Source organism: Xanthomonas sp. NCPPB 1068 (assembly GCF_041479385.2).
GTDB lineage: Bacteria > Pseudomonadota > Gammaproteobacteria > Xanthomonadales > Xanthomonadaceae > Xanthomonas > Xanthomonas cannabis.
In genome coordinates this window covers 2,369,133-2,382,034 of sequence record NZ_CM192986.1, presented here as the reverse complement: position 1 = coordinate 2,382,034, position 12,902 = coordinate 2,369,133, and the positions used below count along the sequence as shown (strand labels likewise).

Here is a 12,902-nt window from a genome sequence, read left to right as displayed (position 1 = left end):
CGCTCGCGATGGTGTCCCTTCCCGCCCGCCCCACCCTCCGCGTCCTGCAGGCCGGGCGCGCACTGGCCGCGCTGCTGGTGGTGCTCAGTCATAGCGTGCTGCCGACCACGCATCTGGTGGAGCCATTGCCGGCTGCCGTAGCCGCCGCGCTGGCGCACGGCTATCTGGGCGTGGATTTCTTCTTCGTGCTGTCCGGCTTCATCCTCTACTACGTCAACCACGCCAGTACCCGGACGCCGGGCTGGAGCCGCGACTACGCCAGCAGCCGCCTCACCCGGATCTATCTGCCGTACTGGCCGGTCGGCCTTGCGCTGGCGTTGGCCTACACGCTGCGTCCGGCCTGGGACAGCGGCGAGATGGGCTGGTCGTGGCTGGCCACGCTCAGCCTGCTGCCGGTACACGGCCAATCCGCGTTGGGCGTTGCGTGGACGCTGAGTTACGAGCTGATGTTCTATGCGCTGGCGTGGCTGTTCTTTCGCAGCGGCTACCCGCTGCGCTGCGCGCTGGCATGGGCCGCGCTCGTCGCGCTCCATCATGTTGCCGGTGCACCGTTCGAGCAGCCCGTCGATCTGTCCTGGCGCGCGTTGCTGCTGCACCCGATCACGCTGGAGTTCGTGTTCGGTCTGTTGGCTGCACGGGCAACGCTCGGCACCGCACGCTGGCCGGTGTGGGCTGGCGGTGCGATCGCGGCGGTGGCGCTGTGGTGCTTCGTCGGCAGCGGGCTGCAGCGCGCCTATTCGCCGCTGTTTGGCCTGGCGGTGGCCGGTGCCCTGGTGGTGCTGGTGCGTGCGGAATGGCGCGGCTGGCTGCGCGTGGGCCCAGCGCTGGTGTTGCTCGGCGATGCGTCCTACGCCATCTACCTGGTGCACATGCCGCTGATGTCGCTGGTGGCGCGTGCCACCCGGCGCCTCGGTGCGCTGGCGAGCTGGCCGGTGAATCTGCTGCTCAGCGTGGCCGCTGCGCTGTTGCTGGGCGTGGCGTATCACCTGCTTTACGAGCGGGTCGCGCTGCGCTGGGCCAAGCGCGTGCTGGCGCGCCGCTAGGGTGAGCCGAGGCTCGCAACCACCAATGCGGCGATGGCGTGCCGGGTCGTAGCCACGCACGGGCACGGTGATCGACCGGCCCTCATCGCACCTGTGTCGGGGGAAGAATGAAGACGCCGCGTCGCTGGCCGCTCTTCGAAGGCCCTGCGCAGCGATCATCGTGCTGGTCCCTGTCTGCCCACCGTCGCGGGACCCGTGGCGGCATGGGTACCGCCATGGAGCTCATATGGACGTACGTGCGGCGCGTTGCGCGATGGCGGGCGAGCATCGGCCCTGCAACAAACTTGCAGCGTCGCGGGTGCGGTACCCGCACCGCTCAGCCAACGGCCTGCTCCGGCATCGACGCAAGGCGGTCGTCGCACCCGGCAGAAGCCTCGGACAGCGCCTCTCCCACCAGCAGCAAGGTCGGCAGGCCCGGCAGCATGGCGGCGGCGGTAACGCCGAGCTCTCCCAGCGTGGTGAGCCGGCGTTGTTGCTCCGGCCGCGTTGCCGCCTGCACGATGGCGGCCGGCGTGCTGGCCGGCAGATGCGCCAGTAATGCCGTGGCCACGGCATCGGCGCGGCGCAAGCCCATGTAGATGCCCAGCGTGGTGCCGCTGGCAGCGAGCGCGCCCCAGTTCGGCTCGCCATGGTCGTGGGTGTGCGCCGTGACGAAGCTGATGCCGTGGCAGTGACTGCGATGGGTCAGCGAGACGTCCAGCGCCGCCGCCGCCGCAAACGCCGCGCTCACCCCGTTGATCACCTGCACGCCCACGCCGGCGCGGCGCAAGAAACCGATCTCTTCGCCGGCACGGCCAAACAACAATGCGTCGCCGCCCTTGACCCGCACCACGCGCAATCCCTGCAACGCATACCGCCGCATCAGCCGGCAGATGAACTCCTGCGGCGTGGAGCGGCAACCGCCGCGCTTGCCCACGCGGATCACCCGCGCCTGCGGTGCCAGTTCCACGATGTCGGGGTTGGCCAGGTCGTCGAGCAGCAGCACCTGTGCCGAGGCCAGTGCCTTGACCGCCTTGATGGTCAGCAGGTCCAGATCGCCGGGGCCGGCGGACAACAACACCACATCACGCGCGCAGGAAGGAATGACGGACATAGGAGATCTCGCAGTGTGTGGAGGGTGGAGGTGCATCAGGCCAGCCGCGGTTGCCGGCACAGCCGGGTCAGTTGCGGAACGCACGAGCCGCAGACGGTGCCGCAGCCGAGCCGTTGCTTGAGCTGCGCCACATCGGCGCCGTCGTCGATGGCGGCGTGGATCGCCGACGCCGCAACGTTCATGCAGGTGCAGACGATCGGGTCGCTGGGCGCGACCGGCGTCTGCGCAAATACCGCCAGCCGCGCCGCGCGCCACGGCTTGCCGGCCAATGCGGTGGCCAGCAGTGCCTGGTTGGCGTCACTGGGCTGGGCTGCGGTGAGCAACAGGCCATCGATATGGCTGTGCCCGTCCTGGGTCCGCCAGCCGACCCGGCGCATCAGCCCACGGCGCAGATCGCGGTATTCCAGCACGTCGGCGCCGGCCGGCAGTTGCAGCGCCGCCACCAGGCGCTCGATCCACGCCGTCTCGGGTGCGCGTTCGCAGGCAGCATGCAGGACCGCCCATTCGCCGCCGCCGTCGCTCGGCGCTTCGGCATGCAGGCGCAGGCTGGCATAGCCGCACTCGCGCAGCAGCGGTTGCAGCGCCTGGTGCAGCGCCAACGCATCGCCGCGGCGTGCGGCCAGCAGATGCCAGCCGAACACCGCCTTTTCCACCCGCACCGCCGCATGCTTGAGCTCGGGCTGCTGCGAGCGCGCATCCACCGCCGGCGTGCTGACCTCGTTGATGCCGCCGCTGGACAGCGCCTGCCCGCTCCAGTGCATTGCCGCAAACACCGTGCCGGAGCGCAATTCGTCCGACAATTCCAGCGGCAGCACCAGCGCCCCGCGCTTGCTGGCCACCTGCACCAGCTCGCCCGCAACCAGCCCGCGCCGTGCGGCATCGTCCGGGTGCATGCGTAGCGCTGGCTCGGGGCTGTGGGCATAGGCGGCGGCCACGCGACCGGTGCGCGACATGCCATGCCATTGGTCGCGCAGGCGGCCGGTGAGCAGGCGCATCGGAAAGCGCGCCGAGGTGGCTTCGGCCACCTTGCGATACGGCGTTGCATGGAACTGCGCGCGGCCATTGGCAGTGGCGAACACGCCATCGGTATAGCGTCGTGCCTGCCCATGCGCAGCGCCGGCAGGAAACGGCCATTGCTGCGGGCCGTTGTCCAGTTGCGGGTAATCCAGCCCGCCGATGTCCAGATCGCGCCCCACCGTCAACGCACGGTGCTCATCGAAGATCTGCGCGGTGCTGTCGAATGCGAACAGCCCCGCGCCGGTTGCCGGCGCCAGCCGGGCTTCCAGCCGTCGCGCGACTTCGTTGGCGATCCACCAGTCCGCACGCGCCTGGCCCGGCGGCTCCACGGCCTTGCGCACGCGGGTGATGCGGCGTTCGGAGTTGGTCACCGTGCCGTCCTTCTCGCCCCAGCTGGCCGCCGGCAGCAGGACGTCGGCATACGGCACGGTGTCGGTGCCGGAAAACGCGTCCTGCACGATCACCAGCTCGGCCTGTTCCAGCGCGGCGCGGATGCCGGCCACCTCCGGCATCGAGTGCACGGGGTTGGTGCAGACGATCCACACCGCCTTCAGCGTGCCGGTACGCAGGCGCTCGAACAACTGCACCGCCGGTGTGCCGGGGGTCGGCGAGATACGCCCGGCCGGCACGCCCCACAGGTGTTCCACCTCCGCGCGATGCTCGGCATTGCCGATCTCGCGATGGGCGGCCAGCATCGTGGCCATGCCGCCCACTTCGCGCCCGCCCATCGCATTGGGCTGGCCGGTCAACGAGAACGGCCCGGCGCCGGGCTTGCCGATCTGCGCCGTGGCCAGATGCAGGTTGATCAACGCCAGATTCTTGTCGGTGCCGTGCGCCGACTGATTCAAGCCCATGCAATACAGCGACAACGCCGCCGGGCTGCGCCCGAACCACTCGGCCGCCCGCACCAGGTCCTCGTGCGAGATCCCGCAAATCTCGGCGCTCATGCGCGGGGTGTATTCGCGCAGCATTCGCTTGAGGGCATCGAACTGATCGGTATGCGCCGCAACGAAATGCGCATCCACCAGACCCTCCCAGATCAGGTGGTGCAGCATGCCGTTGAACAGGGCGACGTCGGTGCCGGGTTCGATGGCCAGGTGCAGGTCGGCCATGGCCGCGGTATCGGTGCGCCGCGGGTCGATCACGATCCAGCGGATGTCCGGGTTGCGTGCGCGCGCGTCTTCGAGCCGGCGAAACAGCACCGGATGCGCGTACGCCATGTTGCTGCCGGCAAACAGCACCGTCTGTGCCAGCTCCAGATCGTCGTAGCAGGTCGGCGGGCCGTCCGCGCCGAGCGCAAGCTTGTAACCGGTGACCGCGCTGGACATGCACAGGCGCGAATTGGTGTCGATATTGTTGGTGCCGAGCAGGCCCTTGGCCAGCTTGTTGAAGACGTAGTAGTCCTCGGTGAGCAACTGCCCCGACAGATAGAACGCCACGGCATCGGGGCCATGCTCCTGCACGATCGCCGCCAGCTTGCTGCTGACATGCTGCAGCGCCTGATCCCAGCTCACCGCTGCACGCGGAGCCTGCCGATGACGGCGCAGCTCCGGCGCGACAACCCGCCCCTGCGTGCTCGCCACCGTCTGCGGCAGCGCCAGGCCCTTGCTGCACAGACGCCCGCGGTTGGCAGGATGCAGCGGGTCGCCTTCGATCCCGACGATGCGTTCGCCGTCGGCGTCGTGCTCGCTGTGGATCAGCACACCGCAGCCCACCCCGCAGTAGCAACAGGTCGAGCGCGTGATGCGATGCATCGGCGCAGCCCCTTGCGGCAGGGCTGCGGTGGCGGGCGACGGCGGCTGCAGGCCTTCGCTCATGCGGCCGGCTCGGCAACGGCGTCCGGCTGCGCCACCGCCTGCAGCACGATCCACACCGCGTCGGCCTCCACCTTGATCGGGTAGCGCGGCGCGCAGCCCACGTCCGGTGCGCAGGCCTGCCCGCTCTGCAGCGCGATCGCCCAGCCGTGCAGCGGGCAGGTCACGGTGTCGCCGGCCACGATGCCTTGCGACAGCGGCCCACCCTTGTGCGGGCAGCGGTCGCGCAACGCGAACACCTGGTCGCTGGCGGTGCGGAAGATGGCGATCGGCGGCAGGCCCTGCACCTCCAGCACGCGCGCGCCCAGCGTCGGCAAATCCTGCAAGGCGCACACGCGCACCCATGCGTCGTGCGGCATGTTCATTCCTCCACCGTGGCGGGCGGCGCGGCAATGCGCAGCGGTTGATATTCCTGCCGGCGCTCGCCGGCGATGCGCGCCTTCCACGGGTCGACCAGGCCTTCGAGCGAATACAGCAGTCGCTCGTACAGCGCACGCCGGTTGGCCGCGTCGTCCACCACCTGCGCGCGGATGTAATCCAGGCCGACGCGCGCGATGTAATGCACGGTGCGGTCCAGGTAATAGGCCTGCTCGCGATACAGCTGCAGAAAGGCGCCGGTGTATTCGCGCACGTCCTCGGCGGTGCTCACCTTGACCAGGAAGCGGGCCACTTCGGTCTTGATGCCACCGTTACCGCCAACGTGCAGTTCCCAGCCCGAGTCCACCGCGATGATGCCCACGTCCTTGATGCCGGATTCGGCGCAGTTGCGCGGACAACCGGACACCGCCAGCTTCACCTTGTGCGGGCTCCACATGTTGGCCAGCATGGTTTCCAGGTCGATGCCCATCTGCGTGCTGTTCTGCGTGCCGAAGCGGCAGAACTCGCTGCCCACGCAGGTCTTCACCGTACGGATCGACTTGCCGTAGGCGTGACCGGAGGGCATGCCCAGATCGCGCCACACATCCACCAGATCTTCCTTCTTGACCCCGAGCAGATCGATGCGCTGGCCGCCGGTGACCTTGACCATCGGCACGGCGTATTTGTCGGCCACGTCGGCAATGCGGCGCAGCTCGCCCGCATTGGTCACCCCGCCCTTCATCTGCGGAATGACCGAGAACGTGCCGTCCTTCTGGATGTTGGCGTGCGCACGCTCGTTGATGAAACGCGATTGCGGGTCGTCGATGGCTTCATGCGGCCAGGTCGAGAGCATGTAGTAGTTGATCGCCGGCCGGCAGGTGGCGCAGCCGTTGGGCGTGCGCCATTCCATGAAGGCGTAGGCCTGCGCATGGGTGAGCAGCTTGTGCTCGCGGATGGCGCGACGCACCTCGCCATGACTCAGATCGGTGCACGCGCACACGGCCTTGGTCTTGGGGGTTTCCTGGAAGTTGGAGCCCAGGCAATTCATCAGGATCTGCTCGACCAAGCCGGTACACGAGCCGCAGGAGCTGGCCGCCTTGGTGTGCTTTTTCACTTCATCGACAGTGAACAACCCCTGCTCGCTGATGGCTTTGACGATCGTGCCCTTGCACACGCCGTTGCAACCGCAGACCTCGTCGCTGTCGGCCATCACGCTGGCGCGGTCCTGGCCGCCGGTGCCGGCGTCGCCCAACGCGCTCTCGCCGAAGATCAGCTGGTCGCGCTGCGCCTGGATCGGCGTGCCGTCCTTGAGCAACTTGAAGTACCAGCCGCCATCGCTGGTGTCGCCGTACAGGCACGCACCCACCAGTACGTCGTCGCGGATCACCAGCTTCTTGTAGACGCCGCCGGCCGGGTCGGACAGCACGATCTCTTCACAGCCATCGCCGCCCATGAAATCGCCTGCAGAAAACAGATCGATCCCGGTGACCTTGAGCTTGGTCGAGGCCACCGAGCCGCGATAGATGCCGATGCCGAACTGCGCCAGATGGTTCGCACACACCTTGGCCTGCTCGAACAACGGCGCCACCAGGCCGTAGGCAATGCCGCGATGATTGGCGCACTCGCCCACCGCATACACCCGCGGGTCGAAGCTCTGCAGGCTGTCGTTGACCACGATGCCGCGCGAGCAGTGGATGCCGGCTTCTTCGGCAAGGCGCGTATTGGGGCGGATGCCGGCGGCCATCACCACCAGATCGGCCGGAATCTCGCTGCCATCGGCAAACTTCACCCCGATCACTTCGCCCTGCGCATTGCCCAGCAACGCGCTGGTGGCGGTGTTGAGGCGGAACTCCAGCCCGCGTGCACGCAGCGCCTGCTGCAGCAGATTGCCGGCCACCGGGTCGAGCTGGCGCTCCAGCAACCAGCCGGCCAGATGCACCACGGTGACGTCCATGCCGCGCAGCTTCAGGCCATTGGCCGCCTCAAGGCCCAGCAGCCCGCCGCCGATCACCACCGCGTGCTGCTTCGTGCGCGCGGTGTCGATCATAGTGCGGGTGTCCTGGATATCGCGATACCCGATCACGCCTTTCAAGTCATTGCCCGGAACCGGCAGCACGAACGGGACCGAGCCGGTGGCGATCAACAACCGGTCGTATTCGGCCTCGGTGCCATCGGCGGCAATCACGCGGCGACGCACCCGGTCGATGCGCGTGACTTCGGTGTTCAGATGCAGCTGGATGCCGTTGTCGCGGTACCACTGCAGCGGGTTCAACACGATATCGTCGAACTCCTGCTCGCCGGCCAGCACCGGTGAAAGCAGGATGCGGTTGTAGTTGGGATGCGGCTCGGCGCCGAACACGGTGATGTGGTACATGCCCGGCATCAGCTTGAGCAGTTCTTCCACCGTGCGGATGCCGGCCATGCCGTTGCCGATGACGACCAATCTGGGTTGCTTCATTGCCTGGATTCCTGTCGACATGTCAGACGCGTGCCGCGCCGGCGGTGGACCATTCGCTGCGCCACTGGGTCTTGACGCCAGCCAGCAAGCCCCAGCCACCGAGTGCGAACGCGGCAAACAGCCACATGCCCAGGGCATAGCTGCCGGTGTGCTGCTTGAGCACACCCAACCCGGCGGCAAGTGCAAAGCCGCCAATGCCACCAGCCATGCCGATCAACCCGGTCATCACGCCGATCTCCTGGCCGAACCGCTGCGGCACCAGCTGGAACACCGCGCCATTACCGGCGCCCAGGCACAGCAACGTCAGCACGAACAACGCCAGCGTGATGGTGGCGCCGCCTGCACCAAACCCGGCAATGCCCACCAGTGTGGCCACCAGCAGATACACCGCCAGCAAGGCGCGGGTACCGCCGACGCGGTCGGCAATCACCCCGCCCAGCGGCCGCATCACCGACCCGGCCAGCACGCAGGCCGCGGTCGCCCAGCCGGCGGTACGCGCATCGAAGTCGAACTGGTCGTGGAAGTAGCCCGGCAGCGCGCTGGCAAAGCCGGAGAACCCGCCAAAGGTGATCGCGTAGAAAAACATGAAGCGCCACGCATCGCGGTTGCCCACCAGCACGCGCCCGTAGTCGGACCACTGCTTGCGTGCCACTGGCGTGGGCGCCTCCTTGGCGATGGAAGCAAACACGATCAACGTCAGCACCAACGGGATGCACGCCAGCCCGAACACGTTCTGATAGCCGAACGCTGCCGCCAGCATGGGTGCGAACAATGCGGCCAGCACCGTGCCGGAATTGCCGGCACCGGCAATGCCCATCGCAGTACCCTGATGCTCGGGCGGATACCAGCGCGATGCCAACGGCAATGCCACTGCAAACGAAGCGCCGGCGATACCGAGCAACACGCCCAGCAGCAGCACCTGGCCCATGCTCTGCACGCCCAACTGCCAGGCACCGAACAAGGCCGCGATCACGGCAAGCTGCGCCATCACGCCGGCACGCTTTGCCCCGATGCGGTCGGCAAACATGCCCAGCACCAGGCGCAAGACCGCGCCGCACAGGATGGGCACCGCCACCATCAGGGCGCGCTGCTGCGTGTCCAGCCCCAGCGATTGCGCAATCGGCACCTGCAGTGGTCCCAGCAGATACCACACCATGAAGCTCAGGTCGAAATACAGGAAGGATGCGAACAAGGTGGGCGTGTGCCCGGATCGCCAGAACGAGCGCTGCATGGAGACCTCTTCGAGTGCGATGGCCAAAAAAAAACGGCGCCCCTCCGGTAAACCGGAAGGACGCCGTTGTCCTGGATGCGTGCGGGTCGCCGTTGAACCGCTGCACCGTGTACGTGTTGTTGCAGGCACGCCGTTGCACCTGCACGTGAGTGCTACGCAATCACCGTGCCAACTTATTCACCGTGGCGTCACGACATCACAAGTGATTGAAAAATAGTCGGTTTGCGTGAGAGGCCCATGGCTTTTCCAGCGGCACCGCAGTACTGCTTGCATCTTCCCATTCCCGGCTTTCGTGCAGTAATGCACCAAGACCGTGCGGTGGCCGTCGGGCAGCGAGGTGCCAGGTAGCGACGACTGCATCGCGCGTATCGCGCGTATCGCGATGGCTTGGCGATCCTCAAGTCTGGTCGAGGGCGCGGCCCTCACCGCTCGCGGGATTGAGCAATCGAGTAGCGACGCTCGCATCGTGCGTGTCTCGCGCGCTTGGCGATCTTCACGCCTGGTCGAGGGCGCGGTGTCCTCACCGCTCGCGGGACACGCCGTCAACCCGTCCATGGGGGCTCGGTGGCGGCATCCATGCCGCCACACGGTCCCGCAATCGGTGAGGACACCACGCCAGACAGTTGGCTGGCGGTCTTTTTGAAAAGCAAAGACGCCGCGTTGCAGCTTGCGAGTCGCTGTTGAAATCCATGCAGATCGACCATCTCCACTGGTCCTTGCCCGCCCACCGTCGCGGGACCCTTGGCGGCATGGATGCCGCCAAGGAGCTACATGGATGTACTTGCGGCGTGTCCTGCGATGGTGGGCGGGCAAGGGCCCTGCAGCAAAGGCGCAGATGATCCGCTCTCCGCCTGATCCGCCGTTACTGAGCAATGAGGTATCGACAACTGTATCGTGCGTCTCGCGATCACTTGGCTATCTTCAAGTCTGGTCGAGGGCGCGGCGCCTCACCTTCGCGGGACCCGTGGCGGCATGGATGCCGCCACGGAGCTACAGCGACGTACTTGCAGCGTGTCCCACTACAGTGGGCCGGCAAGGCCCTGCAGCAAAGTCGCAGTGCATTCGCCCCGTCCTGATCCCCACTCCAGCGCGTCACCACCGCGCGAGTTGTCAGTCGTCGCTGGGGGTATCGAACAAGCGATTGCGGCGGTCATCGCCTTCCGGCACGGCCACGCCAATGCGCGCGGCGGCACTGCGGTAGTTATCCAGGCGATGGATGTCCCGTAGCCGCGCGAGGTCGTCGTCCTTGATGGCGTGCCACCCCCAGCGCTGGAACTGGCTCAGGAACCACTGGCCATCCGATAGCCACGGCATGTTGACCGCGCCATCGCGATGGAAGGCCAGCGCCGTCGCATCGACGTTGGCCGCATCGGCGTCGGCATTGGCATCCAGACACGCGGCAAGATGCGCTGCCGACACCCCGATATGCTGCGGCTCCGCAAGCCACTGCGCACACTGGGCCCGGCTGTCCGGCCCTGCATCCAGCCAGCGGCAGGCGTCCAGCACGCAGGCGGTCAGCTGCTGCGTCAGCTCCGGCTGCAGGGCGGCGAACTCGCGCCGGCACGCCAGCACCTTCTCTGGATGGCCAGGCCAGAGCTCGCCACTGCGGATCACCCGCGCACCACTGCCCTGCGCCTGCGCGACCGCTGCCCACGGCTCCCCGGAGCAATACCCATCGACCAGCCCACTGGCCAATGCCTCGGGCATCCGTGGTGGCGGAATGGTGAGCACATCGACATCGCGCATCGGGTCTACCCCGCCTGCAGCCAGCCAGTAGTACAGCCACAACGCGTGCGTGCCGGTGGGAAACGTCTGCGCGAACACTGCGCGCCGACCCAGCCCGGACAGTGCCTGCGGCAGTGTCTGGCCATTGGCCAGCGCCTGCGCCAGGCCCGGCGCCATGGTGATCGCCTGGCCGTTGTGGTTGAGCGTCATCAACAAGGCCATCGGACATTGCGGCCCGGCAATGCCCAGGTCGATGGCGTACACCAGGCTGGCCAGGGCATGCGCCGCATCCACCTCGCCGGCCAGCAGGCGGTCGCGCACGCCGGCCCACGAGGCTTGCCGCTGCAGCTCCAGGTGCAGGCCATGCGCACGGTCCAGGCCCAGCCGCTGCGCGGCAACCAACGGGGCGCAGTCGATCAGCGGCATGTAGGCCACGCGCAACACAGGAACGTCAGGTTGGCTCATGTCATCATCCCAGCAATTCGGCCATGGCCACGATGCGTCGCGCCACCTCGGCCAGCTTGACGCCCTGCTTCATCGCCTGCTGGCGCAGCGCAGCGTATGCATCGGCCTCGCTGAGGCCGCGTTTTTCCATCAACAAGCCCTTGGCACGGTCGATCTGCTTGCGGTCCTGCAAGGCCTGCTGCACATCGTCCAGGCGTTTTCGCATGCTGCTTTCGTGCGCAAACCGCGCCAACGCCACCTGCACGATCGGCGCCAGCCGCGCCGGCGCCAGGCCATCTACTACGTATGCCGTCACGCCCGCACCGACGGCGGCGTGGATCAGCGCATCGTCCCCATCGCCGGAAAACATCACCACCGGGCGCGGCGCATGGGCATGCAGCATCGACAATTGCTCCAGGGTGTCGCGCGAGGGCGAATCCACGTCGATCACCACCACATCCGGTTGCTGGCTTTGCACCGCGTGCAACAGCGCACCGACCGACGCCACATCGTCGAGCACCGTATAGCCGGCGCGCGTCAATGCCTGGCGCAGTTCGCCGATGGGCTTTTCGGTATCGTTGACGAGCAAAACACGCATTGGCGGCAGCGAGGCGTGTGGACGTGCGCCGATGGTGCCATGCAACATGCCGTCGGTGCGAGTCATCCTTTCGGAGCGAGTCTGATGCCGTTGTTTCCGTTGTTCGCAAATCTGCAGGGGCGCGCCGTGCTGGTGATCGGCGGTGGCGAGGTCGCCACGCGCAAAGTGCTGGCGCTGCTCAAGGCCGGCGCGCACATCCGCCTGTATGCACATGCACTGTCGCCAGAGCTTGCAGAACTGATGCAGGCCGGGCGCTTCGAGCAATTGGGTGGCACGTTCGATCCGGCGTGGATCGACACGGTGTGGCTGGTGGTCGCCGCCACCGACGATACCGAGCTGAATCAGCGCGTGGCCGCAGCGGCCGGCGCACGTCAGCGCCTGGTCAATGTGGTGGACGATGCCGAGCTGTCCACCTACCAGGTGCCGGCGATCGTGGACCGCGACCCGCTGGTGATCGCCATTTCGTCAGCCGGCGCCGCGCCGATGCTGGCGCGTCGCCTGCGTGAGCGGCTCGAGCGCGAGCTGGATGCATCGGTTGGCCGGTTTGCCGCTCTGTTCGCTCGTCATCGCGAGCGTATCCGCAGCCAGTTCCCCGATATGAACCGCCGCAGGCGCTGGTTCGATCGCGTCATCGACGGGCAGGTGCCGCTGCTGTTGCAGGCCGGCGACGATGCCGCCGCCGAGGTGGCCTTCAACACGGCCCTGGACGATGCCGGCGCCGTGCCTGCGCGCGGCAGCGTGCAACTGGTCGGCACCGGCCCCGGCGACCCGGGGCTGCTGACCTTGAAGGCGCTGCGTGCGATGAACCTGGCCGACGTGCTGCTGGTTGCCGCCGATGTACCCGATGCCGTGCTCGAGCTGGCGCGCCGCGATGCAACGCGGCGTGCGCTGCCGGCGGATGCGCAGGCACAGCAGGCCTTGCTACTGGAACTGGCCAACGATGGCTTGCACGTGGTGGCGCTGCGCGGCGGCATGGGCTACGACGACGCAGCGGCGGCGCCCATCGAAGCGGCGCTGAAAGCCGGCGGGCTTGCCTGCGAGCGCGTGCCTGGCCTCTGCCGCACGCCATGTGTGCGCCTGGCAGGGTGAACGTCGCGCGTCATGCAGGCGTGTCGCCCAAGA

9 protein-coding genes are annotated in these 12,902 nt (G+C 67.5%); 2 read left to right on the top strand and 7 right to left on the bottom strand.

From position 1 onward, the window contains the following. Positions 1-8: 8 nt before the first annotated feature. Entirely contained in the window at positions 9-1,043 is a 1,035-nt protein-coding gene (locus ACCQ12_RS10140; RefSeq protein ID WP_372383506.1) for an acyltransferase family protein, read from the top strand. Between the two features lie 316 nt (positions 1,044-1,359). Here the strand turns inward: ACCQ12_RS10140 and cobA are convergent, their stop codons facing one another. The 7 genes from cobA to ACCQ12_RS10105 all read right to left on the bottom strand — a co-directional run bounded on the left by cobA (position 1,360) and on the right by ACCQ12_RS10105 (position 11,780). Further along, complete coding sequence (cobA, locus tag ACCQ12_RS10135; RefSeq protein ID WP_355609302.1) at positions 1,360-2,106, bottom strand: uroporphyrinogen-III C-methyltransferase; 747 nt, start codon at positions 2,104-2,106, stop codon at positions 1,360-1,362. A gap of 65 nt (positions 2,107-2,171) precedes the next feature. After that, entirely contained in the window at positions 2,172-4,907 is a 2,736-nt protein-coding gene (locus ACCQ12_RS10130; RefSeq protein ID WP_506191676.1) for a nitrate reductase, read from the bottom strand. Positions 4,908-4,966: 59 nt separating this feature from the next. After that, positions 4,967-5,332, bottom strand: a complete 366-nt coding sequence (gene nirD, locus ACCQ12_RS10125) for a nitrite reductase small subunit NirD (protein ID WP_047695146.1) — start codon at positions 5,330-5,332, stop codon at positions 4,967-4,969. Beyond that, on the bottom strand, positions 5,329-7,746 hold the full coding sequence (gene nirB / locus ACCQ12_RS10120; protein WP_372383592.1) for a nitrite reductase large subunit NirB: 2,418 nt from the start codon (positions 7,744-7,746) through the stop codon (positions 5,329-5,331). Before nirB ends, nirD begins: the two co-directional genes overlap by 4 nt. A gap of 58 nt (positions 7,747-7,804) precedes the next feature. Next, the gene (locus tag ACCQ12_RS10115; RefSeq protein ID WP_179456040.1) at positions 7,805-8,974 is read right to left on the bottom strand and encodes a nitrate/nitrite transporter; all 1,170 of its coding nucleotides are present in this window, start codon (positions 8,972-8,974) and stop codon (positions 7,805-7,807) included. 1,149 nt (positions 8,975-10,123) lie between these two features. Beyond that, positions 10,124-11,203: a CmpA/NrtA family ABC transporter substrate-binding protein gene (locus ACCQ12_RS10110; protein ID WP_372383504.1), complete on the bottom strand. Its 1,080-nt coding sequence runs from the start codon at positions 11,201-11,203 to the stop codon at positions 10,124-10,126. A gap of 4 nt (positions 11,204-11,207) precedes the next feature. Then, entirely contained in the window at positions 11,208-11,780 is a 573-nt protein-coding gene (locus tag ACCQ12_RS10105; protein ID WP_039403910.1) for an ANTAR domain-containing response regulator, read from the bottom strand. 84 nt (positions 11,781-11,864) lie between these two features. Here ACCQ12_RS10105 and ACCQ12_RS10100 point away from each other — a divergent pair, with 84 nt between their 5' ends. Further along, the gene (locus tag ACCQ12_RS10100; RefSeq protein ID WP_372383503.1) at positions 11,865-12,869 is read left to right on the top strand and encodes an NAD(P)-dependent oxidoreductase; all 1,005 of its coding nucleotides are present in this window, start codon (positions 11,865-11,867) and stop codon (positions 12,867-12,869) included. Positions 12,870-12,902: the final 33 nt, after the last annotated feature.

Coding starts and splice junctions, on each gene's coding strand:
- ACCQ12_RS10100 (WP_372383503.1), top strand. CDS start 11,865: ATGCCGTTGTTTCCGTTGTTCGCAAATCTGCAGGGGCGCGCCGTGCTG.
- nirB (WP_372383592.1), bottom strand. CDS start 7,746: ATGGCCGGCATCCGCACGGTGGAAGAACTGCTCAAGCTGATGCCGGGC.
- ACCQ12_RS10130 (WP_506191676.1), bottom strand. CDS start 4,907: ATGCATCGCATCACGCGCTCGACCTGTTGCTACTGCGGGGTGGGCTGC.
- nirD (WP_047695146.1), bottom strand. CDS start 5,332: ATGAACATGCCGCACGACGCATGGGTGCGCGTGTGCGCCTTGCAGGAT.
- ACCQ12_RS10110 (WP_372383504.1), bottom strand. CDS start 11,203: ATGAGCCAACCTGACGTTCCTGTGTTGCGCGTGGCCTACATGCCGCTG.
- ACCQ12_RS10105 (WP_039403910.1), bottom strand. CDS start 11,780: ATGCGTGTTTTGCTCGTCAACGATACCGAAAAGCCCATCGGCGAACTG.
- ACCQ12_RS10140 (WP_372383506.1), top strand. CDS start 9: ATGGTGTCCCTTCCCGCCCGCCCCACCCTCCGCGTCCTGCAGGCCGGG.